The organism is Arthrobacter sp. FW306-1B-F12A (assembly GCF_058781865.1).
Genome location: NZ_JBYSXD010000036.1, coordinates 16,247 through 40,993 on the forward strand (window position 1 = coordinate 16,247; position 24,747 = coordinate 40,993).

At 61.8% G+C, this 24,747-nt stretch carries 24 protein-coding genes and 2 tRNA genes; 14 read left to right on the forward strand and 12 right to left on the reverse strand.

Going from position 1 to position 24,747, the window contains the following annotated elements; genetic code table 11:
• Nucleotides 1-19: 19 nt before the first annotated feature.
• The 7 genes from AC3WJU_RS16065 to rpmH all read right to left on the reverse strand — a co-directional run bounded on the left by AC3WJU_RS16065 (nt 20) and on the right by rpmH (nt 4,362).
• Nucleotides 20-1,075 carry a ParA family protein gene (locus AC3WJU_RS16065; RefSeq protein ID WP_253257323.1) on the reverse strand — a complete coding sequence of 352 codons (1,056 nt, stop codon included), beginning with the start codon at nt 1,073-1,075 and terminating at the stop codon, nt 20-22.
• A gap of 86 nt (nt 1,076-1,161) precedes the next feature.
• A complete protein-coding gene (rsmG, locus tag AC3WJU_RS16070) occupies nt 1,162-1,812 on the reverse strand; it encodes a 16S rRNA (guanine(527)-N(7))-methyltransferase RsmG (protein WP_059388861.1) in 651 nt (216 codons plus the stop codon).
• 6 nt (nt 1,813-1,818) lie between these two features.
• Nucleotides 1,819-2,394, reverse strand: coding sequence for a Jag family protein (locus AC3WJU_RS16075; RefSeq protein ID WP_492260344.1), 576 nt, complete (start codon nt 2,392-2,394; stop codon nt 1,819-1,821).
• A complete protein-coding gene (gene yidC / locus AC3WJU_RS16080; RefSeq protein ID WP_059388863.1) occupies nt 2,394-3,368 on the reverse strand; it encodes a membrane protein insertase YidC in 975 nt (324 codons plus the stop codon). Before yidC ends, AC3WJU_RS16075 begins: the two co-directional genes overlap by 1 nt.
• Nucleotides 3,369-3,385: 17 nt before the next feature.
• Nucleotides 3,386-3,775, reverse strand: coding sequence for a membrane protein insertion efficiency factor YidD (gene yidD / locus AC3WJU_RS16085; RefSeq protein ID WP_306963491.1), 390 nt, complete (start codon nt 3,773-3,775; stop codon nt 3,386-3,388).
• 1 nt (nt 3,776) lies between these two features.
• Nucleotides 3,777-4,184: a ribonuclease P protein component gene (gene rnpA / locus AC3WJU_RS16090; protein WP_084784496.1), complete on the reverse strand. Its 408-nt coding sequence runs from the start codon at nt 4,182-4,184 to the stop codon at nt 3,777-3,779.
• A 40-nt stretch (nt 4,185-4,224) separates the two neighbouring features.
• Nucleotides 4,225-4,362 (reverse strand): 50S ribosomal protein L34, encoded by a 138-nt coding sequence (rpmH, locus tag AC3WJU_RS16095; protein ID WP_011776797.1) that lies wholly within the window; start codon nt 4,360-4,362, stop codon nt 4,225-4,227.
• 456 nt (nt 4,363-4,818) lie between these two features.
• On the opposite strand from rpmH, the gene dnaA reads away from it, so the two are divergent.
• The 12 genes from dnaA (at nt 4,819) to AC3WJU_RS16155 (ending at nt 18,107) form a co-directional block, all read left to right on the forward strand.
• Entirely contained in the window at nt 4,819-6,240 is a 1,422-nt protein-coding gene (dnaA, locus tag AC3WJU_RS16100; protein ID WP_059388864.1) for a chromosomal replication initiator protein DnaA, read from the forward strand.
• 536 nt (nt 6,241-6,776) lie between these two features.
• Nucleotides 6,777-7,901 (forward strand): DNA polymerase III subunit beta, encoded by a 1,125-nt coding sequence (gene dnaN / locus AC3WJU_RS16105; protein WP_059388865.1) that lies wholly within the window; start codon nt 6,777-6,779, stop codon nt 7,899-7,901.
• 96 nt (nt 7,902-7,997) lie between these two features.
• Nucleotides 7,998-8,882: a phosphogluconate dehydrogenase (NAD(+)-dependent, decarboxylating) gene (gene gnd / locus AC3WJU_RS16110; RefSeq protein ID WP_059388866.1), complete on the forward strand. Its 885-nt coding sequence runs from the start codon at nt 7,998-8,000 to the stop codon at nt 8,880-8,882.
• Nucleotides 8,883-8,905: 23 nt separating this feature from the next.
• The gene (recF, locus tag AC3WJU_RS16115) at nt 8,906-10,099 is read left to right on the forward strand and encodes a DNA replication/repair protein RecF (RefSeq protein WP_284988560.1); all 1,194 of its coding nucleotides are present in this window, start codon (nt 8,906-8,908) and stop codon (nt 10,097-10,099) included.
• On the forward strand, nt 10,086-10,640 hold the full coding sequence (locus AC3WJU_RS16120; protein WP_492260345.1) for a DciA family protein: 555 nt from the start codon (nt 10,086-10,088) through the stop codon (nt 10,638-10,640). Before recF ends, AC3WJU_RS16120 begins: the two co-directional genes overlap by 14 nt.
• 397 nt (nt 10,641-11,037) lie before the next feature.
• Nucleotides 11,038-13,113 (forward strand): DNA topoisomerase (ATP-hydrolyzing) subunit B, encoded by a 2,076-nt coding sequence (gene gyrB, locus AC3WJU_RS16125; RefSeq protein WP_492260346.1) that lies wholly within the window; start codon nt 11,038-11,040, stop codon nt 13,111-13,113.
• A gap of 63 nt (nt 13,114-13,176) precedes the next feature.
• Nucleotides 13,177-15,912 carry a DNA gyrase subunit A gene (gene gyrA / locus AC3WJU_RS16130; RefSeq protein WP_306963406.1) on the forward strand — a complete coding sequence of 912 codons (2,736 nt, stop codon included), beginning with the start codon at nt 13,177-13,179 and terminating at the stop codon, nt 15,910-15,912.
• On the forward strand, nt 15,909-16,622 hold the full coding sequence (locus AC3WJU_RS16135) for a DUF3566 domain-containing protein (RefSeq protein WP_492260347.1): 714 nt from the start codon (nt 15,909-15,911) through the stop codon (nt 16,620-16,622). Before gyrA ends, AC3WJU_RS16135 begins: the two co-directional genes overlap by 4 nt.
• A gap of 113 nt (nt 16,623-16,735) precedes the next feature.
• A tRNA-Ile gene (locus tag AC3WJU_RS16140) sits at nt 16,736-16,809 on the forward strand.
• A gap of 57 nt (nt 16,810-16,866) precedes the next feature.
• Nucleotides 16,867-16,983 carry a DLW-39 family protein gene (locus AC3WJU_RS16145; protein ID WP_216363197.1) on the forward strand — a complete coding sequence of 39 codons (117 nt, stop codon included), beginning with the start codon at nt 16,867-16,869 and terminating at the stop codon, nt 16,981-16,983.
• 73 nt (nt 16,984-17,056) lie between these two features.
• Nucleotides 17,057-17,132, forward strand: a tRNA-Ala gene (locus tag AC3WJU_RS16150).
• Between the two features lie 66 nt (nt 17,133-17,198).
• Entirely contained in the window at nt 17,199-18,107 is a 909-nt protein-coding gene (locus AC3WJU_RS16155) for a DMT family transporter (RefSeq protein WP_284988564.1), read from the forward strand.
• 4 nt (nt 18,108-18,111) lie between these two features.
• Here AC3WJU_RS16155 and AC3WJU_RS16160 read toward each other — a convergent pair whose 3' ends face one another.
• Together AC3WJU_RS16160 and AC3WJU_RS16165 are read right to left on the reverse strand one after the other, a co-directional pair.
• Nucleotides 18,112-18,996 carry a glycosyltransferase family 2 protein gene (locus AC3WJU_RS16160; protein WP_059388873.1) on the reverse strand — a complete coding sequence of 295 codons (885 nt, stop codon included), beginning with the start codon at nt 18,994-18,996 and terminating at the stop codon, nt 18,112-18,114.
• 123 nt (nt 18,997-19,119) lie between these two features.
• Entirely contained in the window at nt 19,120-20,100 is a 981-nt protein-coding gene (locus AC3WJU_RS16165; RefSeq protein WP_492260348.1) for a hypothetical protein, read from the reverse strand.
• A gap of 153 nt (nt 20,101-20,253) precedes the next feature.
• Here AC3WJU_RS16165 and AC3WJU_RS16170 point away from each other — a divergent pair, with 153 nt between their 5' ends.
• Together AC3WJU_RS16170 and AC3WJU_RS16175 are read left to right on the forward strand one after the other, a co-directional pair.
• On the forward strand, nt 20,254-20,796 hold the full coding sequence (locus tag AC3WJU_RS16170) for a peptidylprolyl isomerase (protein WP_059388874.1): 543 nt from the start codon (nt 20,254-20,256) through the stop codon (nt 20,794-20,796).
• Between the two features lie 21 nt (nt 20,797-20,817).
• On the forward strand, nt 20,818-21,687 hold the full coding sequence (locus AC3WJU_RS16175; RefSeq protein WP_059388875.1) for a rhomboid family intramembrane serine protease: 870 nt from the start codon (nt 20,818-20,820) through the stop codon (nt 21,685-21,687).
• 13 nt (nt 21,688-21,700) lie between these two features.
• Here AC3WJU_RS16175 and AC3WJU_RS16180 read toward each other — a convergent pair whose 3' ends face one another.
• The 3 genes from AC3WJU_RS16180 to AC3WJU_RS16190 form a co-directional block, all read right to left on the reverse strand.
• Nucleotides 21,701-22,171, reverse strand: coding sequence for an SRPBCC family protein (locus AC3WJU_RS16180; protein WP_284988567.1), 471 nt, complete (start codon nt 22,169-22,171; stop codon nt 21,701-21,703).
• Entirely contained in the window at nt 22,146-22,550 is a 405-nt protein-coding gene (locus tag AC3WJU_RS16185; RefSeq protein ID WP_492260349.1) for an ArsR/SmtB family transcription factor, read from the reverse strand. Before AC3WJU_RS16185 ends, AC3WJU_RS16180 begins: the two co-directional genes overlap by 26 nt.
• Nucleotides 22,551-23,271: 721 nt before the next feature.
• A complete protein-coding gene (locus tag AC3WJU_RS16190) occupies nt 23,272-24,627 on the reverse strand; it encodes an FtsW/RodA/SpoVE family cell cycle protein (RefSeq protein ID WP_284988568.1) in 1,356 nt (451 codons plus the stop codon).
• Nucleotides 24,628-24,747: the final 120 nt, after the last annotated feature.

Sequence of the window (24,747 nt, forward strand, 5' to 3'; positions counted from 1 at the left end):
TTGCAGTGATTAAGGAAGTCTAGCGCTCGGCGATTTCCGCGGCGGCTTCCATGTAGGACAACGCGCCGCTGGAAGACGGATCGTAGGTCATTACCGTCTGTTGGTAGCTCGGAGCCTCCGAGATACGCACGGAGCGGGGAACCACTGCGCCAAGAACCTGGTTCGGGAAATGTTGACGGACTTCGGAAGCCACCTGCGCGGCCAGATTGGTGCGGCCGTCGTACATGGTGAGGAGAATGGTGGAAACGACCAGATCAGCATTGAGGTGCTTCTGGATCATTTCGATGTTCTTGAGGAGCTGGCTCAGGCCCTCCAAGGCGTAGTACTCACACTGGATCGGGATGAGTACCTCGCTGGCCGCGCAGAAGGCGTTGACGGTCAGCAGGCCCAGGCTGGGCGGGCAGTCGATGAAGATGAAGTCCAGGCGACCTTCACCGTTCTTCGCGCGCTCCTTCGAATAGACATCGATTGCCCGGCGCAGGCGCTGCTCGCGTGCCACGAGGGAGACCAGTTCGATTTCGGCGCCCGCCAAGTGAATGGTCGCCGGCGCACAGATGAGATTCGGAATATCAGGGCAAGGAGCCACAACGTCACGCAGCGGAAGGTCGTTGATCAGCACATCGTAAATGCTGTCGACGTCTGCGTGGTGTTCAATACCCAGCGCGGTGGACGCATTTCCCTGAGGATCGATGTCGATCACCAGGACGTTGAGCCCAGCGGAAGCGAGGGCAGCCGCAATATTGACCGTCGTCGTGGTCTTTCCGACGCCGCCTTTTTGATTGGAGACGGTGAAAATGCGGGTCTTCTCCGGCTTGGGAAGCTCGCGTCCCACCAGGCGCTCGCGCCGTCGGGTTTCGTTGGCGAGCTGCCGCGCGATAGGGCTGGAGTCGTCGATGGAGTCCATGACGTTGTCGTGTCCGACGATCAGCGTTTCACGTGAAACAGCGGCGTTCGCAACCGAATTCGTACGCATCAGCGCAGATTCAAAAGACGCCGAGGGTGCAGCCATGGCCCGAGCCGACCCCAAGGAAATAAATGGCGGGATCCGCTGGGTGGAGGTTTCGCTACTGCCCACTGTCACACTCTCACTCTCATTCGGCTCTAGCTGCCGTTCTCTAGCTTAACCGCTCAGTTGCGGACACGCGGGACACAGCGCCGAAGCTAAGCGATCTTCCGCTGTTTGTTAACGACGATCCTCACCACTGTGGTGGGTTCTTCCAGGAGCTCCTGCCCACAAACCACAACGGACGTTTCCACGCCGCCGAGCCTGCGGATCACTTTTGCTGCTTGCTCAATCTCCTCGGCAGCACTGCGGCCCTTGATCGCAACCACTTCACCCTTGCCGTTAAGCAAAGGAATGGTCAAGCCGGCAAGCTTGGACAGGGCAGAGACAGCCCTCGCCGTGACAACGTCCGCGTCGACCATGCCCACTGCGAGCTCGGCGCGGGTGCGCATGACCGTGACGTTGCCCAGCCCGAGGTCGTCCACCACTTCCTGAAGCCAAATGACGCGCCGCTCCAGCGGCTCGATCAGCGTGAGTTCAAGATCGGGACGTGCAATCGCCAAGCACAAGCCGGGAAGCCCCGCACCGGAACCGACGTCCGCAACATGGCTTCCGTGGGCAATCGCGGACTCGATGACGGCGCAATTGAGAACGTGCCGGCTCCATAGGCGGGGAACCTCGCGCGGGCCAATCAGCCCGCGCTCGGTTCCCGATGTCGCCAAATGTTCTACGTACCGCTGGGCGAGGCCAAGCCGGTCACCGAAAATCTTCTCTGCCGCCTGCAGTTCGGCTGCCGTGATTTCAACCATGATCCGTTAGTCGGCCGAAACCACGATGTGGCGGCCGGCGCCTTCGCCCTCGGACTCGGAGACGAAACCGAGGTCCGCAACAGCGTCGTGCACAATCTTGCGTTCGTAGGCGCTCATGGGTTCGAGTGCCACAGGGGCGCCGGTTTCCTTGACCTTCGCCACGGCGTCTTCGGCAATCTGCTGCAGATCGCCGGCGCGTTCCTTGCGGTAGCCATTGATGTCGAGCACCAGGCGGGACCGGTTCTCGGTCGCGGACAGCACGGACAAGCGCGCGAGTTCCTGAAGGGCTTCGAGCACTTCACCGTCGCGTCCTACCAGGCTCTCAAGGCCCTCGGAGTCGTCTTCGGCTGCGATCGAGATGTAGGTGCGGCCATTGCGGATCTCAATGTCGATGTCGCCGTCGATGTCGGCAATGTCGAGGAGTTCCTCAAGGTAGTCTGCGGCGACGTCGCCCTCTTCCTCGAGGCGGCTCACGGAAGTGCCCTTACCGGCAGCAGCGCCCTCTTCGGAAGTTTCTTCCGCGGCTTCCGCCAATTCCTCGGCGGCAGTGGCCGTTGCCTCTTCGGTGCTTTCAACAGACATTACTTCTTCTTCCTGTTCTTACGTTGTGGCTGGATGCGCTGCTGTGCCTTGACCTCGACGGCGGCCACCTCGGCAGCGACGTCTGCGTCCTTCTTGCCGCCCAGGAGCGGGATGGACGGCAGGCCCTTGGCGGCGCGACGCTCAGCGAGTGCCTTGGCTGCGGGGGATCCCGGCGTCGGCATGCGGCGGATGACAAAGAACTGCTGGCCCATGGTCCATAGGTTGGTAGTGGTCCAGTAGATGAGCACACCGATCGGGAAGTTGATGCCACCGACGCCGAAGACGAGCGGCAGGATGTACAGCATCATCTTCTGCTGGCGCATGAACGGGCTGGCCATGGCCTCTTCGGACATGTTCTTGGCCATGATCTGCTTCTGCGTGATGAACTGCGACGCCGTCATGGCCAGGATCATCACGATGGAGAGTATCCACACAACCGTCTGGTCGGTACCCGCAGGGCCGCCGTGAAGCAGGGACGCGGACAGGGGAGCGCCGAAGATGCTGGATTCGTCGAACTGCACCACCTGCTCATGGCTCAAGGCTCCAATACCCTGGCCGGCCTGGCGGGCCTGGGTAATACCGGAAAGCACCTGGAACAGCGCGAAGAAGAACGGCATCTGGATCAGCATGGGCAAACAAGCGGAGAACGGGTTGGTGCCGTGCTTCTTGTACAGCGCCATCTGTTCCTGCGCCATCGCCTGGCGGGAGAGCTGGTCCGTCTTCCCCTTGTACTTCGCCTGCATCTTCTTCAGATCGGGCTGAAGCAGCTGCATACCGCGCTGTGCCTTGATTTGCTTGACGAAGACAGGGATCAGGGCGGCACGGATCACCAGCACCAGGCCGATGATGGACAGTGTCCAGGTCCAGCCGTTTTCCGGCGGCAGGCCGATGAAACTCAGCCCGTCGTGGAACCCCAGCATGATCGCGGACACTAGCCACTTGAACGGGGCCAGAATTGTTCCAAAGATGTCCATACGTTTTCCCTATTTCCTCAGGCCGCTGTGCGGCGACCGTCTTCATCAGACCACACAGCCAGGAACTGGTCCGGGTTGTTCAGTACAACAATTGTGGGCGTCTGGCCTTCGGGCCAGTGACGATGTCCGGCGGGGACGTGGTCCACGCCGCCGGCGTTCCAGGGGTGGCACCGCGCAAGGCGCCGCACTGCGAGCCAACTTCCCTTGACGGCACCATGTACCGTCACCGCTTCGAGGGCATATGCCGAGCAGGATGGGAAGAACCGGCATACCTGGCCGTATAAGGGAGAGATGATCTTGCGGTACGTCTTCAACAAGATGATGAGGACGTTGCGCGGCAGCTCCCACAGAAATGTTCCGAGGATCCTCGGAGCGACTCTAAAGAAGCGGACGACGGCGGAGCTCAGCTCATGCACGCGGTGTCCCTTCCGTTGTGGTGCCCTGGGTGGGCGAAACAACCCGCGGAGAGGATCCGCCGAGCCGTTTCGTGGTTGCCGCCAAGGCGGCGTTGTAATCCGTCAGCAGCTGGTCCCAGCTCGCCGTCGCAGCCGCCGGCAACGCCCGGACCACAACAGCAAGACCCGTGCCATGCCTTTTCAAGGACAAAGCACCTGCTTCTCTCAGTCTCCTCTTAACGAGGTTCCTGGTCACAGCGTTCCCGACAGCTTTGGAAACGATGAAGCCGATGCGGCTCGGTTCTCCGGCACCGATAGGTGCCGTATATAACACTAAGTTCCGGCGTCCATTGCGGACGCCGGAACGTACAGTTGTTGAAAAGTCGGTAGAAGTCCGCAGACGGTTACGGGTGGCTAGCACCTATTGACTCGCTTGGAAGGCTGACCGACGAGTCAGTTATTTAGGCCGACAGTTCGACGCGGCCCTTGCCACGACGGGCGGCCAGGATGGCGCGGCCGGCACGGGTGCGCATACGAAGGCGGAAGCCATGCTTCTTGGCCCGACGGCGGTTATTCGGCTGAAAAGTCCGCTTGCTCACGTTAGTTACTCCAGTGGATCAAAGGTGCGCCCACCCGATCAAAAGGGGAAGAACTGGCCGACGCTAAGTTTATTGAGTATCCGCCGCCGCCCAACGCCGGATTTACCGGAAGTGCGGGTGGTCAAAAAGCGGACACATAGGACTTCACAACGTTAGGGCAAAAAGACCCCCAAGGTCAAACTGGGAGCCTCGGTGCCCGCTATCCCCAGCTGTGGCTAAGTACACCCCCAGCCTGTGGATGAAGCCGGTCACAGACCCCGTTTCAGAACCACAACCGTGTAATTATCCACAAGCCTCTTCCCAGCTATCTTCTGGAGTTTCCATCCCCTAGAGTGTCTCAGTAGCCGATTATCCACGGACTGTGCATAACCCTGTGGATTCGGTTCGGAATCCACTCATGGTTTGGACCTTCGGCTGCCGCAATCCAGGCAAGCAAGCACTCGAGGGAACCAATTGATGACGGTAGACGAAGCCAACCACGCCAACACGGTCGGAAGTTCCTGGCGGCGGGTGCTGAGCCTGCTGGAACAAGACGATCGCGTCACACCCCGGCAGCGTGGTTTCGTTATCCTTGCCCAGGCACAGGGCCTGATCGGCTCCACGCTCCTGGTGGCCGTACCCAACGAGTTGACCCGCGAGGTTCTCCAGACGCAAGTCAAGGACGCCCTCGATGACGCCCTCCGCAGCGTCTTTTCCGACGACATCCGGTGCGCGATCGACGTCGACACGGATCTAGTGCCCATCCACGAAGAGCCTGCCCCCGCCGTCGAACTCTCCTCCGTGAACGACCTGGCCGTGGAATCCAAGCCACAGCCCACCCCGCCGAGTACTTCGCACGAATTCGGCCGGCTGAACCCGAAGTACGTCTTTGACACCTTCGTCATAGGTTCTTCCAACCGCTTCGCCCATGCTGCCGCCGTCGCGGTCGCGGAAGCACCGGCAAAGGCCTACAACCCGCTGTTCATCTACGGTGACTCCGGACTCGGCAAGACGCACTTGCTGCACGCGATCGGCCACTACGCCCGCCGGCTCTACAGCGGCATCCGGGTGCGCTACGTGAATTCCGAAGAGTTCACCAACGACTTCATCAACTCCATCCGGGACGACGAAGGCGCCAGCTTCAAGACCACGTACCGCAACGTCGACGTGCTCCTGATCGATGACATCCAGTTCCTGGCTGGCAAGGACCGGACGCTCGAAGAGTTCTTCCACACCTTCAACGCACTGCACAACAACAACAAGCAAGTGGTCATCACCTCGGACCTCCCGCCCAAGCAGCTTGCCGGCTTCGAGGACCGCATGAAGTCCCGCTTCGAGTGGGGCCTTCTGACCGATATCCAGCCGCCGGAACTCGAAACCCGTATTGCGATCCTCCGCAAGAAGGCCCAGAGCGAGGGACTGTCCGCACCTGACGACGCCTTGGAGTACATCGCTTCCAAGATCTCCAGCAACATCCGCGAGCTCGAAGGCGCGCTGATCCGCGTCACTGCCTTCGCCAGCCTCAACCGCCAGCCCGTGGATGTGGCCCTCGCCGAAATGGTGCTGAAGGACCTGATCACCGACGACGGCGCCCAGGAGATCACGGCCGACCAGATCCTGAAGCAGACGGCCGAGTACTTCAAGCTCAGCATGGAAGAGCTTTGCAGCAAGTCCCGGACGCGCACCTTGGTGACCGCACGGCAGATCGCCATGTACCTGTGCCGCGAGCTCACCGACATGTCCCTGCCGAAGATCGGCCAGGAGCTTGGCGGCCGTGACCACACCACAGTGATCCACGCAGATCGCAAGATTCGCGAACTGATGGCCGAGCGCCGTGTGATCTACAACCAGGTGACTGAGCTGACCAACCGCATCAAGCAGCAGCAACGCGATTCCTGAGCCGGCTCGCTCGAGGTACTACATACCTTATTAACAGGCGCATGTGGATAAGCCTGTGGATACTTAAGGGGACAAGCGCGGTTAATGGGCTTAAAACCCTTAAGCCGTCTGTGGATCGTTAAAAACGGCCCTGGGGGTTATCCACGTCCACACCCTGTTTAAAACCCCTGTCACCCACATATCGTGAACAGGCCTTAACCGCGGAACTGCGGGTCCAGGGACGGTTATCCACAGTTTCCACAGGGGTTATTAACACTACTAATCCCAAAAAAATGAATTCCCTCAAATAACAATCTCCTTCCGCCCACCCACCGACGCAGCCCGCGGCTGCTTCTAACCACAAGCCAGCAGGCCGGGGATGGGTTAATGCCCGAAGTTCCGGCTAAGCTGTCTGCATCGCGTCCATCCTTGGCGCTGCTTTGTAGTTCGCTCAGTGCGGACCATGCAGCGTTCGGGTTCCGGGCGCTGGTTTTCGGGGCTCCTGGGGGAGTTTCCGGTGGAACACTGGCAGCAGCAATGAAAGGCGGCACCCTTCCGTGAAGTTCAGAGTCGAGCGGGATGTCCTGGCAGAAGCCGTCACATGGACAGCCCGGTCCTTGTCTCCGCGGCCGCCCGTCCCGGTACTCTCAGGTCTCCTGCTCAAGGCGGAAGCCGGAACAGTGAGCCTCTCGAGCTTCGATTACGAGACCTCCGCCCGTCTCGAGATTCCAGCTGACATCACCACCGAAGGAACCATCCTGGTTTCCGGACGGCTCCTGGCCGATATCTGCCGCAGCCTGCCCTCGGCTCCCGTCGACATCGAAACCGATGGCAGCAAGGTCACCCTCACATGCCGTCGAAGCAGCTTCCATCTCGCCACGATGCCGGAATCCGAATATCCGCCGCTTCCGGCGCTTCCCGCCATCAGCGGAACCCTGCCCGGCGACGCCTTCGCCCAGGCCGTTTCGCAGGTCATCATCGCCGCCAGCAGGGATGACACCCTGCCGATCCTCACCGGTGTCCGGATGGAGATCGAGGATGACATGATCACCCTCCTCGCCACGGACCGGTACCGCCTCGCCATGAGGGAAGTACCGTGGAAGCCCGTCACCCCGGGAATTTCCACGAGTGCCTTGGTGAAATCCAAGACCCTCAACGAGGTAGCCAAGACTCTCGGCGGCAGCGGTGACATCCATCTCGCCCTCGCCGACGACGACAGCCGCCTGATTGGCTTCGAAAGCGGCGGGCGCACCACCACTTCATTGCTCGTTGACGGCGACTACCCCAAGATTCGGTCCTTGTTCCCGGATTCCACGCCGATCCACGCAACGGTCCAAACGCAGGAACTCGTTGAAGCCGTTCGCCGCGTGTCCTTGGTGGCCGAACGGAACACCCCGGTTCGCCTGGCGTTCACGCAGGGCCAGCTGAGTCTGGACGCCGGTACCGGCGAAGATGCGCAGGCCTCCGAGGAACTGGAAGCCCAGCTCAGCGGCGAAGACATCACGGTAGCGTTCAACCCGCACTACCTGGTGGAAGGCCTGAGCGTGATCGAGACCAAGTTCGTGCGCTTCTCCTTCACCACGGCACCGAAGCCGGCCATGATCACCGCCCAAGTTGACGCCGACGGCGATGACAAAGGCGACTACCGCTACCTCGTGATGCCTGTCCGCCTCCCCAACTAGCTCGCATTAGTTGTCGTTCTGGGCGCCCAAAACGACAACAAATGCGAGTCAGTCGGGTCAAGACCAAAACCACCAACGCAGGAAAGAGTTCACCCCGTGCACATCGGACTGATCGGCCTTGGAAAAATGGGTTTCAACATGCGCGAACGCATGCGGAAGGGCGGAATCGAGGTCACTGGCTTCGACCGCAATCAGGACATCGCCGACGTCGCGTCCGTTGACGAACTGATCGCTGCCCTTCCGGCGCCGCGCCTGGTGTGGGTCATGGTTCCCTCCGGCGAGATCACCGATGCCGTGATCAGCGAACTCGGCGAGAAGCTTTCCGCCGGGGACATGGTGATCGACGGCGGCAACTCACGCTTCACTGAAGACCAAAAACACGCCACTTTCCTGGCCTCCAAGGACATCCGCTTCGCCGATTGCGGTGTTTCAGGAGGCGTCTGGGGCTTGCAAAACGGCTACGGACTCATGGCAGGCGGCGCGGATGAAGACATCGAACTCGCCATGCCGGTATTCGACGCACTCCGTCCCGAAGGCGATCGCGCCGACAGCTTCGTCCACGTCGGCGGCGTCGGAGCAGGCCACTACGCCAAGATGGTCCACAACGGGATCGAATACGGCCTGATGCAGGCCTACGCCGAGGGCTACGAACTGCTCGCCGCCAAGGACATCATCAAAGACCTTCCCGGCACCTTCCGTGCGTGGCAAAAAGGCACCGTTGTCCGTTCTTGGCTACTGGACCTCATGGTCAAAGCCTTGGACGAAGATCCGGGACTGGCCTCCATCGGAGACTACGTCGAGGACTCCGGTGAAGGCCGCTGGACCGTTGAAGAAGCCATTGCCAACGCGATCCCTGCGCCGGCAATCACCGCTGCGCTCTTCGCCCGTTTCTCCTCGCGTGAAGACAACTCCCCGGCCATGAAGATGGTGTCTGCGCTGCGCAACCAATTCGGCGGCCACGCCACCCGTCCGGCCAACTAGGCCCCGGCCCACCAGCAGTACGCGTGTACCTCGAACATCTTTCGCTGACCGATTTCCGCAGCTACGCGCAGGTTGACCTCAAGCTCGGTCCCGGTGTGACGGTCCTGGTGGGGTCCAACGGCATCGGCAAGACGAACCTCATGGAGGCCATCGGATACCTGGCCACCTTGAGTTCGCACCGCGTGAGTACGGATGCGCCCCTCCTGCGCTTCGGCACGGAGCGCGCCTTGATCCGGGCGAAGCTTGTTCGCGGTGAACAATCGACCGTGGTCGAACTCGAGATCAACGCCGGCCGTGCCAACCGCGGCCGGATCAACCGCGGAAATCCTGTGCGCGCCCGCGACATCCTGGGCATTTGCCAGACGGTGCTTTTCGCCCCGGAAGACCTTGCCTTGGTCAAGGGTGATCCGTCCAACCGCAGGCGCTTCATGGACGAACTGCTGGTCAGCCTCATGCCGGTGCACGCGGCCACCCGCAGCGACTACGACCGCGTGCTCAAACAGCGCAACGCTTTGTTGAAATCTGCCCGCACCGGGAAATTCACCTCGGGCCACGAAGCAACGCTCGATGTGTGGGACCAGCACATGGCGCGGGCCGGTGCCGAGCTCCTGCATGCACGGCTGGAACTCGTGGAACTGCTTCGACCCCACCTCAAGAGCGCATACGCCCAGCTGACCGACGGATCGAAGGAAGCGGGCGCGGTCTATCGATCTACCATCCAGGGCGTGTTGGACGACGACGGCGGTCCCGCCGAGGGTCTCGCGGAAGGTTCGGAGGGGGTTGAGGACCTCCGCACATTGTCCGTGGAACAACTCACCGAGCGCTATGTCCAGGCTTTCGCGGCCTCGCGCCGGAAGGAGTTGGAGCGCGGGATCTCCCTGGTCGGACCCCACCGCGACGAACTCGAGCTGGTTCTGGGCCAAGCTCCGGCCAAGGGCTATGCCTCCCATGGCGAAACATGGTCCATGTGCCTCTCCCTGCGCTTGGCCTCCTACTACGTCATGCTCGATGACACCCGAACCGGCGGTTCTGCTCCGATCCTCATCCTCGACGATGTGTTCGCTGAACTGGACGTGCAGCGCAGGCGTAAACTGGCTGCAATAGTGGCCGGTGCCGAACAGGTGCTGGTGACGGCCGCCGTCGACGCCGACATTCCCGAGGAACTGGCGGGGCGGCGCGTGAAGGTTGTGCCCGGAGGCATTGATGGAGAAGGATAGCCCCGGCGGACGCCAGCCGGGCAGGGACCCTGACGAGATCGACGCTGCCCAATCAGCTTTGAACCGGATGCGCGAAGCGGCCGCAGCACGTGGCGAAATCCGCCGCGCTGCCCCGCGGACGGGCGCCGCTTCCAAACGCAAGGGCGTCCGCGACACCCGCGGATTCAGCCAATTCCACGGCAGCGGCCGGGATCCGCTTGGCTTGGGGAAAGTCGTCGGGAGGCTCGTGGCTGAACGCGGCTGGACGTCTCCAGTAGCTGTCGGTTCCGTGATGGCCGAATGGGATGCCTTGGTAGGACCGGAGATCTCCGCGCATTGCACTCCGGAGAGCTTCACCGACACCACGCTCCATGTCCGCTGCGATTCCACGGCGTGGGCAACGCAGCTCAGGCTCCTGAGTACAAGCCTCCTGGACATGTTCCGAAAGGAACTCGGAGACGGAGTGGTGACCTCCATTCAGGTGCTCGCCCCCACTGCACCGAGTTGGCGGAAGGGCGGCCGAAGCGTCAATGGGCGGGGCCCTCGGGATACCTACGGGTAACTTCCCCCGCGCCCATATTGGCGCATTTGCTTGAACGGCGCACAGGGGCGAGAAACCTCCCCGGACCGTACAGCTCCCTAGAGGGTGCTCTTTTGGCGGCTTGCAGATGGGGCCAGCGGCCTCCCAGAGCTACTTTCCTGAGCATAAGGGCCGGGTTTTGCAAGGAACTGCGCCCAGTCACGATAGAATCGGCATAGACAACTGGGCGCCGGTGAACGTTGATTGGCTCTGCTGAACAGCACTTGTATAAGCGGATCCGCCATTGACGAAGTAGCCGGCGTTAGCAGTGACGTCCCTGTTGGCGGCTGCCGTATCCCTGTGGTGTGTCCTGACGGACGTGCTTCCTTGGTGCGGTGACGGCCGGCGACCATCGAACACGGAGGAGTCGAAAGCGCCTGTGGCTAACGACAATGCAGAGACCTTGGCAGTAGATCCCGCGAAGGAGAACGCCCATAAGCCTGACACCCCCTCGGGGTCCAAGGAGTACGGTGCGAGCGACATTACCGTTCTTGAAGGTCTCGAAGCGGTGCGTAAGCGCCCGGGTATGTACATCGGATCCACAGGCCCGCGCGGCCTCCACCACTTGGTGTACGAAGTGGTGGACAACTCGGTGGACGAGGCGCTTGCCGGATACTGCAGCCACATCGAGGTGACTCTGCAGGCCGATGGCGGCGTGAAGGTCGTGGACGATGGCCGCGGCATCCCGGTAGACATGCACCCCACGGAGAAGAAGCCAACGGTCGAAGTTGTCATGACCATCCTGCACGCGGGCGGCAAGTTCGGCGGCAGCGGCTATGCCGTATCCGGTGGCCTTCACGGCGTCGGTATTTCCGTTGTCAACGCGCTTTCGCGCAGGGTTGACACCGAGGTGCGTCGCCAGGGCCACGTTTGGCGGATGAGCTTCGCCGACGGCGGCAAGCCGCAGGGTGGACTCGTCCAGGGCGAAGCAACGGACCAGACCGGAACGTCCCAGACGTTCTACCCGGACGGCACCATCTTCGAGAGCACCGATTTCGATTTCGAAACCCTCCGCGCCCGGTTCCAGCAGATGGCCTTCCTCAACAAGGGCCTGCGCATCACCCTCACGGATGAGCGTCCCGTCGCAGGAACAGGCGACGACGACCTGGATCTTGACGCGGTGGCGACTGAAGGCGAAGTGGCGGCCGAACACCGCACGGTCGTTTATCAATACGACGACGGCCTGCTCGACTACGTGAAGCATCTCAACTCGAACAAGAAGGTCGACGTCGTCCACGAGGACGTCATTGCCTTCGAAACCGAGGACACTGAGCGGCACATCGCCGTCGAGGTCGCGATGCAGTGGACCACGGCCTATTCCGAGAGCGTCCACACGTACGCCAACACCATCAACACCCACGAGGGCGGCACCCACGAAGAAGGTTTCCGTGCCGCGATGACCTCACTCATCAACCGCTACGCGCGCGAGAAGACCATCATCAAGGAAAAGGATGACAACCTGACCGGTGACGACATCCGGGAGGGCCTCACAGCCGTCATCTCCGTGAAATTGTCGGAACCGCAGTTCGAGGGCCAGACCAAGACCAAACTGGGTAACTCCGAGGTCAAGGGCTTCGTCCAACGGGTGGTCACCGACCAGCTTGGCGACTGGCTGGAACGAAACCCGGGCCCGGCGCGAGACGTCATCCGCAAAGCTGTCCAGGCGGCACAGGCCCGTATGGCCGCGCGCAAAGCCCGCGACAACGCACGTCGCAAGAGCCCGTTGGAATCCTTCGGTATGCCGGGCAAGCTGTCCGACTGCTCCTCAAAGGATCCCGCGCGCTGCGAGGTCTACCTCGTGGAGGGTGACTCCGCCGGGGGTTCGGCCAAGCGTGGACGCAACCCCGAGACCCAGGCCATCCTGCCGTTGCGCGGAAAGATCCTGAACGTCGAGCGCGCCCGCCTGGACAAGGCGCTCGGCAACAATGAAGTCCAGTCCATGATCACGGCCTTCGGCACGGGCATCGGCGAGGACTTCGACATCTCCAAGCTGCGGTACCACAAGATCGTCCTGATGGCCGATGCCGACGTGGACGGCCAGCACATCACGACGCTGCTGATGACGTTGCTGTTCCGCTACATGCGTCCGCTGATCGAGAACGGCTATGTCTATCTGGCCCAGCCGCCGCTGTACCGCATCAAATGGTCGAACGCCCCTCACGACTACGTCTACAGCGACCGTGAACGAGACGCCAAGCTGGTCTCCGGCCAGGCCGCCGGCCGCCGGATCCCGAAGGACAACGGCATCCAGCGCTACAAGGGCCTCGGCGAAATGGACTACACCGAACTCTGGGACACCACCATGGACCCGGACCACCGCACGCTCCTGCAGGTCACCATGGACGATGCCCTGGCGGCGGACCAGACCTTCTCCGTGCTGATGGGCGAGGACGTGGAGTCGCGCCGGAACTTCATTCAGCAGAACGCCAAGGACGTCAGGTTCCTGGATATCTAGAGACTTCAAAAGCCCTAGGAATATTCCAGTACTGACATATACCTGAAACGGAAATCATAAACTATGAGTGAAGAAACACCTGAGGTTCCCGCCGAGTCGGCCGGCATTCCGGAACCCGTACTTGAGGGCGACGTGCTGACTGACCGCGTGGACCAGGTGGACCTGCAGACGGAAATGCAGCGTTCCTACCTGGACTATGCCATGGCCGTGATCGTTGGCCGTGCGCTTCCGGACGTCCGCGACGGCCTGAAGCCTGTCCACCGCCGAGTGCTCTACGCGATGTTCGACGGCGGTTACCGCCCGGACCGCTCGTTCAACAAATGCGCCCGCGTGGTGGGCGAGGTCATGGGCCAATACCACCCGCACGGTGACACCGCGATCTACGATGCCTTGGTCCGCCTCATCCAGGACTGGACGATGCGCTATCCGCTCGCTCTTGGGCAGGGTAACTTCGGCTCCCCGGGCAACGACGGCGCCGCGGCTCCGCGTTACACCGAAACCAAGATGGCCCAGCTGGCCATGGAGATGGTGCGCGACATCGACGAAGAAACCGTCGACTTCCAGGACAACTACGACGGCAAGAACCAGGAACCCACCATCTTGCCGGCGCGTTTCCCGAACCTGCTGGTCAACGGTTCCTCCGGCATCGCCGTCGGCATGGCCACTAACATCCCGCCGCACAACCTCCGCGAAGTTGCCGATGGCGTGCAGTGGTACCTGGCCAACCCGACAGCCAGCCGCGAAGAGCTGCTCGAGGCGTTGCTTGTACGCATCAAGGGCCCGGACTTCCCGACCGGCGCCACTATCCTCGGTCACAAGGGCATCGAGGACGCGTACCGGACTGGCCGCGGCTCCATCACCATGCGCGCGGTGGTAAACGTCGAGGAACTCCAGGGCCGCACATGCCTCGTGGTCACCGAACTTCCGTACCAGGCAAACCCGGACAACCTGGCCATCAAGATCGCCGAACTGGTCAAGGACGGCAAGATCCAGGGCATCGCAGACCTCCGCGACGAGACGTCCGGCCGCACAGGCCAGCGGCTCGTAATCGTGCTCAAGCGCGACGCCGTGGCGAAGGTTGTGCTCAACAACCTCTACAAGCACACCCAGCTTCAGGACAATTTCGGCGCCAACATGCTGGCAATTGTCGACGGCGTACCCCGCACGCTGAGCCTGGACGCCTTCATCCGGCACTGGGTGGCCCACCAGATGAGCGTCATTGTCCGCCGGACCCGCTACCGCCTGCGCAAGGCCGAGGAAGAGGCGCACATCCTGCGCGCCCTGCTCAAGGCGCTGGACATGCTGGATGAGGTCATTGCACTCATCCGGGCCTCCAACACCACGGAGGCTGCCCGCGACGGCCTGATGGGTCTGCTGGAGATCGACGAGCTCCAGGCCCGCGCCATCCTCGACATGCAGCTCCGCCGGCTCGCCGCGTTGGAACGGCAGAAGATCCAGGACAGGCACGCCGAGCTTGAAGCCATGATCACGGAATTCAACTCGATCCTGGCCTCCGAACAGCGCCAACGCGACATCATCAGCCAGGAACTGGCCGAGATCGTGGCGAAGCACGGTGATGACCGCCGGACCCACATCCTCATGGGCTTCGACGGCGACATGTCCATGGAAGACCTCATCCCCGAGGAAGAAGTGGTGGTCACCATCACCCGCGGCGGATACGTCAAGCGCACGCGCAGCGACAACTATCGTTCGCAGCAGCGGGGCGGCAAGGGGGTCAAGGGTGCCCAGCTTCGCGGCGACGACGTCGTGGAGCACTTCTTCGTCACAACGACGCACCACTGGTTGCTGTTCTTCACCAACCTAGGCCGCGTGTACCGGGCCAAGGCATACGAGCTTGCCGAGGCCGGCCGCGACGCCAAGGGACAGCACGTGGCAAACCTGTTGGCCTTCCAGCCGGACGAGCACATCGCCCAGGTCCTCGACTTGCGCGACTACGAGCAAGCCCCGTACCTGGTGCTCGCCACCAAGAACGGCCTTGTGAAGAAGACGCGCCTGGAAGACTACGACACCAACCGCACGGCCGGCGTCATCGCCATCAACCTTCGGGACGAGGACGAGCTTGTCTCGGCGCAGCTTGTGTCCGAAACGGACGATCTCCTCCTGGTTTCCCGCAAGGGCCAGTCGATCCGCTTCACGGCCACCGACGAGGCATTGCGCCCCATGGGTCGCGCCACCTCGGGTGTGACCGGCATGAAGTTCCGCGAAGACGACGAACTCCTCGCGGCCGACGTGGTCCAGGACGGTTCGTTCGTGTTCGTGGTGACCGAAGGCGGGTACGCCAAGCGCACCGCCGTCGAGGAGTACCGGCTCCAGGGACGTGGCGGCCTGGGCATCAAGGTGGCCAAGCTTCAGGAAGAGCGAGGCGACCTTGTTGGTGCGTTAATCGTCAACGAAGAAGACGAAGTCCTGGTGGTCATGGAGGGTGGAAAGATTGTCCGCTCCGCCGTGGCCGGTGTGCCTGCGAAGGGCCGTGACACGATGGGCGTCATCTTCGCGAAGCCTGACAAGAACGACCGCATCATCGAGGTGGCCCGCAACAGCGAACGCGGCCTCGAGGACTCCGACGACGATCAGGGCGAGGGCACCGACGACGCCTCAAGCGTCAATAGCGTCGAAAATCCCGCCGGAGGAACGTCCGAGGCGGACGATGACGTAACGTTGGCTGCAAACGGCGGCGCCGATCAGGCGACCGCGACGGCCGAATCGGGATCGGCCGCAGGATCCGGTAATGGGTCCGGCGTCGAGCTGAACGAAGACAATACCGGAGGTAACGAGTGAGCAATTCGGACTCATATCCCAAGCCAAGCACGGGTGTCCCTGGAGGATTGCGGCAGCCGTCGGCTACTCCACGGGTAGACGCACCGGCCCGTCCCCAGCAGCGCCCTGCGGCATCCGCCTCGGGTGCGGCAGGAACTGGCGCGGAAAGGGTCCCAGGCCAGCGCCCGGCGGTTCCCGGTCAGCGTCCCGCCGTTCCTGGCCAGCGTCCCGCGGGAACCGCGGGAACCGCGGGAACCCAGCGCCCGGCGGGTCAGCGTCCCGCCGCGCCCGGCCAGCGCCCCGTGCAGGGCCAGCAGCGGCCCGCCGCCGGGGCCCCCGGACTCGTGAAGCCGGCACCTAAGGCGAAAGTTCGCCGCGCGCGCCTGCTCGTCAGCAAGGTTGATCCGTGGTCTGTCCTGAAGATGGCATTCCTGTTGTCCGTTGCCTTGGGCATCGTGACCGTGATTGCCGCAATCGTGCTTTGGACCGTTCTGGACCTCACCGGCATTTTCAACCAGGTGGACAGCCTTCTCGGCACCCTGGCGGGCTCGGAAAGCGGCGGCTTCGAACTCAAGAAGGTCGCATCCCTCGGCCAGGTTGCCTCGTTCGCAACCATCATTGCCGTGGTGAATGTTGTTCTACTGACTGCGTTGTCCATGCTGAGCGCCGTGCTTTATAACATTGCCGCAACACTCGTGGGCGGCATTGGCGTGACCCTCACCGACGACTGACCCAATCGGTCGGAAATTGGGGGAAACTGCTGGAAAACAGTGGTGAAAATACCTCGATTTGAGATCGGGCCGGGATGTGCTGTAAAGTCATGTCTCGGCCCGAAGAGGTATCGGGGCGTATAGCTCAGGCGGTTAGAGCGCTTCGCTGATAACGAAGAGGTCCCAGGTTCAAGTCCTGGTACGCCCACGGAACCTGCACAGGTTTTGTTAAAGGTTCAGGAAACTGAACCGGAACGGGGTGCATGTGAAGAAGTTGCTCGTAGTTGCAGCTGCGATCGCAGGCGTCCTGCTCTACAAAAAAGTGCAGGAATCCGAAGCCCAGAAGACAGTCTGGAGCAAGGCAACCGACACGGTTGACTAGCGAAAGGCGCCCCGCCTGGAGATGGCGAAAACCATCGAAGGAACTAGGGTAGTATGGACGGGTTGCTTCTTATGGGGGCATGGCGCAATTGGTAGCGCACCTGCTTTGCAAGCAGGGGGTTCGGGGTTCGAGTCCCCGTGCCTCCACCATAGGAAAGAGTCCCGGTCAGAAATGACCGGGACTCTTTGCGTTAACCGCCCCACTAAGGTTGAAATGTGAACTTCATTGTTGCTGCTTTGGGTGTGCTCGGCGTCGCGTCATCCGGACCCCTCATCGCGGGAACGCTTGGAGCTACTTCCGTCACGGCACTCGCTATCGCCTTTTGGCGCAACGCGATCGCCGCGGTCGTCATGGCCTCGCCGGTCCTGATCCGCGAGCCGCGCCAGTTCCGCAAGATCACCCGGAACGAGTTCACCTGGTCCGCTGTGGCAGCAGTGGCACTGGCCTTCCACTTCGCGTGCTTCATCACCGCGCTCCAACTCACCTCTGTCGCGGCCGCTACCGCCCTGGTGTGCCTGCAGTCCGCCTGGATCGCCGTCTTCCAGCTCCTCCGCGGCACAAAGCACCGCTGGCCGGTCCTCGTGGGCCTGGGTATCGCGCTGGGCGGCGTAGCCGCCATCACGGGCTTCGATATGGGATCCTCCCCGAAAGCCTTTCTTGGTGACATCCTGGCTCTCGCCGGAGGCGCCCTGGCCGGCCTATATACCTTGGCCGGAGGCAAAGCCCGCCAGAGCATGGGCATTGGAACATATACGACGCTTTGCTACGGGATCTGTGCGGCCATCGTCGCTGTGCTCGCCATCACGGGCGGCCAGCCGCTTGTAGGGTTCGACGCCGGCGGCTGGCTGGGGATCGTGGCCATCACCGTGTGTGCACAACTGGTGGGCCACACCGCCTTCAACCATCTCCTGGCGACCATGAGCCCGCTCCTGGTGTCCATGATCATCCTGCTGGAGATTCCGGGCGCAGCCATTCTCGCTGCCGTCTTCTTGCACGAGACCCTGCCGGCCGGTACCTATGCGGGACTCGCCTTGATCCTGGTTGGACTCGCCGTCGTCGTCGCCGGTCAGCGGAGCGGCAAGGGCGACGCCGAGGGCAAGATCGCCGAACTCGGCACTGACTGAGTGGCTAGAGGCCGCCTCGGCGGACGCCTTGGCCGGCATTGGCCGTGTGGATGGCCCGCAGAAGCTTGGCCGGGAAGTAGACCGAGAAGAACACCACCATGGGAGCCTTCAGGGCCATCTTCTTGACGTTGTGTGCCTTGTAGGTGCGGTCGAAGCGGGTCACGTAATAGCGGTAGTCGCGCGGTGAATCTTCGAGCCGGCGGGCAGACATGCCAGAGACCATCTGCGGCCAATACTGCACCCTGAGATCGTGGTCGGCAAGGTGCAGGGAGAGATCGATGTCCTCGTGCATCTCGTCCCTTTCATCCAGGCAGGTTTCGTCCCGGATGGTTTCCCATGCGGAGCGGCGAAGCGCCATGTTGGATCCAAAAAGGAAGTGGTACTGATGCTTCGCAAGCCGAAGCATGAGCTGGCGCATTTTGTCGTCGGCCTTGAGTCCGAATCGACGCATCGGCATGTCGTAGTAGACCACCGGACCCGTGGCCGCCTGCACCGAGGGATCGGCGAAAGCCTTTTGGACCTGCTCAACCCAGTCGGGTTCAACGACGGAGTCGGCATCGATCCGGCCGAGGATGTCCGACGTGGCTCGATTGAGGCCAAAGTTGCGGGTGGGGATGAGTCCCTGCGCTTTGTCCTGGCTCAGCAGCATGATGGGGCTTTCCGGGTATTCCTGCTGCATCTGCGTGACGATCTGGGCGGTGCGGTCCGTGGACTTGTTGTCAACGACGATGATCTCGTCCGCAGGTACTGACTGGTAGATGGCCGCGATCAGGCATTGCCGTATGACGCTTTCCTCGTTGTACGCCGGGATGATGATTGAAACGCTCGGCTTCACGGGTGCGACGGCTGCATTGGTGGCTGCATCTACGAAAGATCTATCGGCTGGCATCCCCATAAATCTAACATCACGGCGGTGTCACGTGAGGAAGCCTCCGGTGACAAGTGGCCAAACAATTGAAGGGACCCCGGCGAACCGGGATCCCTTCAACGTGGAGCGAATATGGCTGTTTGCCTAGGCCTCGTGCTTGCCGGCTTCGTCTGTGGCCGGCTGGTCCTTGGCCGCTTCGTCCTTGTGGAGGCTGGCGGCGATGTTCTTTACCGCGGTCTTGGCGTCGGTTGCCACTTTTGCTGCAGTGTCCGTAGCGTCCTCGACTGCGTGCTTTGCCTTCTCGGCTACGGCTTCGGCTTTCTCAGCAACGTTGAGTTTCACGTCGTCAATCGTGTCAGCTACCTTGGCGGCGGCCTCGTTCGCCTTGTCAGCGACCTTCTCGGCTGCTGCCGCGGCGGGCACCGGCGACGGCGTTACCGGGGCCGGGGTCTTCCACGGGTCCTCCACCGGACGGCTGGCCTTCCATGCGGCGACGCCGGCCGCGGCAGCTGCTGCAATGACCGTGAAGATCAGGAGACCGCGCTTTTTGGGCTTCCGGGTCTTGGCCAGTTCTTTCGAGACTGTTTTGGACGCTTCCTCGGCCGCGGCTTTCAGCTGGGCCCCTGTGGCTTGTGCTTGCTCCTGCAGATTGTGAACCACTCCCGAGTCCACCAGTTTCTGGGCGACTGCGTCCACCTGCGCGGGTGCATTCTCGAGGGCCTGGTGCACAACCACGGAGGCTTGCCCGAGCTGCTCGGAAAGCTTGGGCAAGTACTCCTCAACAACTTTGTCCCGCGCGTGGCTGAGCGCCGGGGTGGCTTTGTTAAGGGCTTCCTGGATCTTGGGTGAGGCGTCCTCGACGACGTCGTGGATCTTCGGCGCGAGGTTCGCCAGGCCTTCCTGGAGCTTCGGCGTGACGGTTGCAACGCCGTCGGCGAGGTTGTAGGCAGCCGATTTCAGGCCTTCCTGGAGCTTCGGCGACGCAGTGTCGATTCCGTGCTGGATGCGGGGAACAGCCCAGTTCACAGCTGCTTCGACGCGCGGTGTCGCCCAGTCCTTGGCATTTTCGACACCATTCACAACGGTGTGTTCAAGTTCGCGGGCAATCCGGTCCGATTTCTTCACAACTACCTCCCGATCAACATGCTCGTTTGTTGTTAGCCTACGTCGCTTGTTCGGCACCGGCTATTCATCCAGCGGATTCATGGAAGATTTCACCGAGCGCGGAACCGCCCTCCTGGCCGCCCCGGCGTTGACCCTGCGTGAAACAATGGCGATATGACCATCGCAACCGCAAAAGCAACTTTCCACACGAGCCTCGGTGACATCGTGGTTGACCTCTTCGGCAACCACGCGCCCAAGACGGTAGCCAACTTCGTTGGCCTGGCCACCGGCGAAAAGTCCTGGACGCACCCTGAGACCGGTGAAGACAAGACTGGTACCCCGCTGTACAACGGCACGATTTTCCACCGCATCATCAAAGACTTCATGATCCAGGGCGGCGATCCCCTCGGTCGCGGTATCGGCGGTCCGGGCTACAAGTTCGACGACGAGATCCACCCGGAACTCAACTTCAACGCCCCTTACAAGCTGGCCATGGCCAACGCCGGCATCCAGATGGGCAAGGGCACCAACGGCTCCCAGTTCTTCATCACCACGGTCAACACCGACTGGCTTTTCGGCAAGCACTCCATCTTCGGTGAGGTTGCAGACGAGGAGTCCAAGAAAGTTGTAGACGCCATCGAGGCTGTCCGCACCGGCATGGGCGATCGCCCCGTCGAAGACGTCGTCATCAACAGCATCGACATTGTCCAGCTCTGATCCCCGGAGCCTGAACAGCATATGAGTTACGGAATCCCGGCGGCAGAGCCGTCAGCAGACATTCCGGTGTGCCCCAGGCACCCGGACAGGCCCTCCTATGTGCGGTGCCAGCGTTGCGGGCGTCCCGCATGCCCCGAGTGCCAGCGGGCGGCCGCCGTCGGGTTCCAATGCATTGACTGCGTCAATGAAATGAAGCGTTCGACGCCGGCAGTGCGTTCCGCCTATGGCGGCGCCATTGCGACAGGACGTCCTTTGGCGACGTACATACTTATCGGGCTGTGTGCCCTGGTGTACGTGCTGCAATGGTTGATTCCCGGCGGTGTCGTGGAGAATCAACTCGCTTTTGCGTCCGTCTACGCCGCTCCGCAATACGGGGCCTTCGAACCCTGGCGGATGCTGACCAGCGCTTTTGTCCATTCCCAGGGCTTTGTCCTGCACATCGTGCTCAACATGTACATGCTCTGGATTTTCGGCCAGGTGCTGGAGCCGGTCTTGGGGCGCATCCGCTTCCTGGCCGTCTACCTGTTGTCCGCCATTGGCGGCTCTGTCGGTTTCCTGCTTCTGACACCTGTTTTGCCTCCCACTGGAGTGGAAGGTGCGTCCGGCGCCATCTTCGGCCTCTTTGGCGCACTGTTGGTAGTTCAAAGCCGGCGCGGCGGAGACACCCGGCAGCTGTGGATCCTCATTGCCATCAACGGCGTGATTGGCTTCGTTGTCCCCGGCATTGCCTGGCAGGCCCATTTGGGCGGCCTGATCACGGGTGGCCTGTGCGCAGCCGTGATTGCCTTTGCTCCGCGTGGACCCCGCCAGGCGCTGTTGCAGACCGCAGGCATGGCCCTGGTGGCCGGGATTCTGGTCCTCGCTACCGTCCTTCGGGCCACAGCGGGCTAACAGCGCCCTGGCTTTACCCCAGGAGTTCCTCCAAGCGGTCCATCGACTCTTTGATGCCCGCATCCATGCCGCTGGCTACTGCCATGTCCCGGGCTTCCACCGAGGGAAACACAGAGTGCTGCACTACGCGCGTGCGGCCTCCGAGGTCTTCAAACCTGGTGGTATCCAGCGTGACTTGCCCCGGGGCGCCGTCGAACTCAAAGGTCTGGATGATCCGCAATGGCTCCTGGACCTCGTGGAAGACCCCGCGGAAACCGAACTCGTTGCCTTGTTCGTCCACATGCGTGTAGCGGTAGCTGCCGCCCGTGCGCGCGTCGTATGACTCCAGGCGCATTTCCAGGCGACGCGGACCCAGCCATTTGACGACGAGTTCGGGGTCCGTGAAAGCCTGGAACACGCGCGAGGGTGCGGCGTCGAAGTCGCGGCTCGTATCGATGAACGGCGTGCCCGCGGCGACGTCAATGGTTGTTGTGTTGGTGCTCATTGTTCTTCTCCTTTTCGGGACTGTCTTTGTCGGTTGTGCTGGCCAATAGTTGGTCCAGCCGGGCGAAACGTTCCTCGGCCTGAAGACGGTAGTTCTCGATCCACTCAGCCAAGGGACCCAGCGCTGTGATGTTCAAATGGCAGGGACGGCGCTGCGCTTCCCTGCTCCTTGTGATGAGGCCCGCGCCCTCGAGCACTTGAAGGTGCTTGGAGATGGCTTGGAGGGTGACGGTGAAGGGCTGGGCGATCTCGTTGACGGTGGCATCGCCCAAGGCCAACCGCGCGAGTATCTTGCGGCGGACAGGATCGGCGAGGGCCATGAACGCCCTGTTGAGCTGGTCTTCCGGGTCCAGCACCGCTGCAGCAATCGTGCCCGGCATGCTTCTCCCCTGGTGGGTCGGGCCTGAGGATCGCGGATTTCGGGGTCCTCCGCCGTACTCAAGCAGATGGTTTATCAACTAGTTCATTGAATAACGCCAGCTTAGAACTGAGCTTTCAGGTCCGTCAATACTTTTGGATATGTTTTCCACAGGCCTTATCCACAGTGTGCGTAACTTACAAGCTTGTAGTTCGATGGTGAATGGACACTGTAGGGCGAGATGGCAGGGGCTGCGCTTTTCTCCGGCGATTAACGTCCACACCTGTGGATAACTTTTGCCCACACGCCTGTGGGTATGTGGATAAGAAGTGGGTTATCCGGTGGTGTGTGGACAACCTCAGTGTTCGCAGCCAAAAGAGCGCGGTATCAACAGAGTTATCAACATTGTTAATAACTCACATCGCTGTAGTTCGTTGTCTTTGCTGCCCCTTGAGGCCCGCCGTTCCGGGAGTTTTCCACTATGCAGGCACGGTTTTTCCCCAACTGTGGATAACTTGTGGGTAGCTGCCTGTTGTTAAGTGCGTAACTTCGACTTAAGGTGCCGGCGCGCGGCTAACCCAACTAGCTCGCAGTTGTTGTCGTTATGAGGCTCCAAAACGACAACAACTGCGAGGGCCCACGCCGGGAGGGTTCCCTGGCCGCGGGGCCTTGCGAGGCGAGGGTGGCGGTGGGACTAGCTGGGCGGCTCGCCACGTGGTAGCTGACCGGTGTCCGTAAGGGTGTCAGACCGGAACGTGTTCGGTCTGGGACGCAACTGTTTGGGGCCTACGCGCAGCGTCGCTGATCCGCAACAGCAGGGCGACGATGATCCAGTTGGCGAGGAGGGAGGACCCGCCAGCGGAGAGGAACGGCGTCGTGAGCCCCGTGAGGGGGATAAGGCGGGTGACGCCGCCGATAATGATGAAGCACTGAAGAGCCATGGAGAAGGCCAGCCCGCAGGCAAGGAGCTTCCCGAAAGCATCCCGGATGCCCAGGGCGGCCCGGAACCCTCTCGTGAAAAGGAGCAAATAGAGGAGAACGATAGCGAACAGCCCGATCAGGCCGAGTTCTTCACCAAGGGAAGCGATGATCATGTCGCTGTTCGCGAAAGGCACCAGGTCAGGGCTCCCGAGCCCGAGGCCCTTGCCGATCAGGCCGCCGTCGGCCATCCCGAAGAGGCCCTGGACAATCTGGGCGCTGCCTCCGGGGAATCGGGTGAAGACCTGGGGGTCGAAAGCGTTGATCCACGCGTCAATGCGCAAGCCGACATGGGAAAAAATCTTTGCCGCGGCGTATCCGCCCAAAAGCATGAGCACGACGCCGAGGACCAGCCAGCTGGCCCGGCTTGTGGCAACGTAGATCATCACGATAAATAGGCCGAACAGCAGTATGGACATGCCGAGGTCGTGCTGGAAAACCAGTACGCCCACGCTCGCGGCCCACGCGGTGATCATGGGCCCGGTGTCCTTGATCCTGGGGAACTGCAGGCGCCCGAATTTCCTGCCGGCCAGCAGGATCAAGTCCCGGTTGGAGGACAAGTAGCCCGCGAAGAAGACGGCCAGCGTAATCTTCACGATCTCGCCGGGCTGGAACTGCAGTGAACCGAGGCGTATCCAGACATTCGCGCCGTTGATGTCGCCGGCCGAAATGCCGGGCACGAGGGGAAGGATAAGGAGGGCGGCGCTGACCGCAAGTGCAATGAAGGTGTAACGGCGCAAAAGCCGGTGGTCCTTCAATAGCCACAAAACGGCGGCCGCGACCAGGACCGAAACGATCGTCCATGTGAGCTGATTAGCCCCGGCAGTCGTACCGTTTGAGGCATCCAAGCGTCGGATCATGGCGATGCCGAGGCCGTTCAAAGCCACCACAATCGGGAGGATCACGGGATCCGCATACCTTGCCTTGAACCGCAGGACGACGTGGAAGATCCCCGCCAGCGCCGTCAAGGTACCGGCCTGAAGCCAGAATCCAACGTCGAGGGCTTCCTTCTTGTCGACACTGGTCATTGCAAGGGCCCCAATGCCGACGCCAAGTGCCAACACCAGCAGCACCATCTCCACGTTTCGGCGAGGCTTCGCCAGAATCGCTTGCTGGCTCATGGGCATCTTCTTTCGTGGATCTCGGGCGGCCGGCGGGTCCGGTTCGTTGGCTCAAGATCGGGTCAGTGGCTCAACATAAGGTTCAGTGGGCCATCATAACCGCAGCGGCTGGGGAGCGGT

What these genes read in the sequence shown, in the direction of transcription:
- AC3WJU_RS16190 (WP_284988568.1), bottom strand. Translation starts at nt 24,627, where the DNA reads ATGAGCCAGCAAGCGATTCTGGCGAAGCCTCGCCGAAACGTGGAGATG.
- AC3WJU_RS16185 (WP_492260349.1), bottom strand. Translation starts at nt 22,550, where the DNA reads ATGCCGGGCACGATTGCTGCAGCGGTGCTGGACCCGGAAGACCAGCTC.
- AC3WJU_RS16075 (WP_492260344.1), bottom strand. Translation starts at nt 2,394, where the DNA reads ATGTCTGTTGAAAGCACCGAAGAGGCAACGGCCACTGCCGCCGAGGAA.
- gyrA (WP_306963406.1), top strand. Translation starts at nt 13,177, where the DNA reads ATGAGTGAAGAAACACCTGAGGTTCCCGCCGAGTCGGCCGGCATTCCG.
- AC3WJU_RS16120 (WP_492260345.1), top strand. Translation starts at nt 10,086, where the DNA reads ATGGAGAAGGATAGCCCCGGCGGACGCCAGCCGGGCAGGGACCCTGAC.
- dnaA (WP_059388864.1), top strand. Translation starts at nt 4,819, where the DNA reads ATGACGGTAGACGAAGCCAACCACGCCAACACGGTCGGAAGTTCCTGG.
- yidC (WP_059388863.1), bottom strand. Translation starts at nt 3,368, where the DNA reads ATGGACATCTTTGGAACAATTCTGGCCCCGTTCAAGTGGCTAGTGTCC.
- AC3WJU_RS16180 (WP_284988567.1), bottom strand. Translation starts at nt 22,171, where the DNA reads ATGAGCACCAACACAACAACCATTGACGTCGCCGCGGGCACGCCGTTC.
- AC3WJU_RS16170 (WP_059388874.1), top strand. Translation starts at nt 20,254, where the DNA reads ATGACCATCGCAACCGCAAAAGCAACTTTCCACACGAGCCTCGGTGAC.
- AC3WJU_RS16175 (WP_059388875.1), top strand. Translation starts at nt 20,818, where the DNA reads ATGAGTTACGGAATCCCGGCGGCAGAGCCGTCAGCAGACATTCCGGTG.
- rsmG (WP_059388861.1), bottom strand. Translation starts at nt 1,812, where the DNA reads ATGGTTGAAATCACGGCAGCCGAACTGCAGGCGGCAGAGAAGATTTTC.
- AC3WJU_RS16160 (WP_059388873.1), bottom strand. Translation starts at nt 18,996, where the DNA reads ATGCCAGCCGATAGATCTTTCGTAGATGCAGCCACCAATGCAGCCGTC.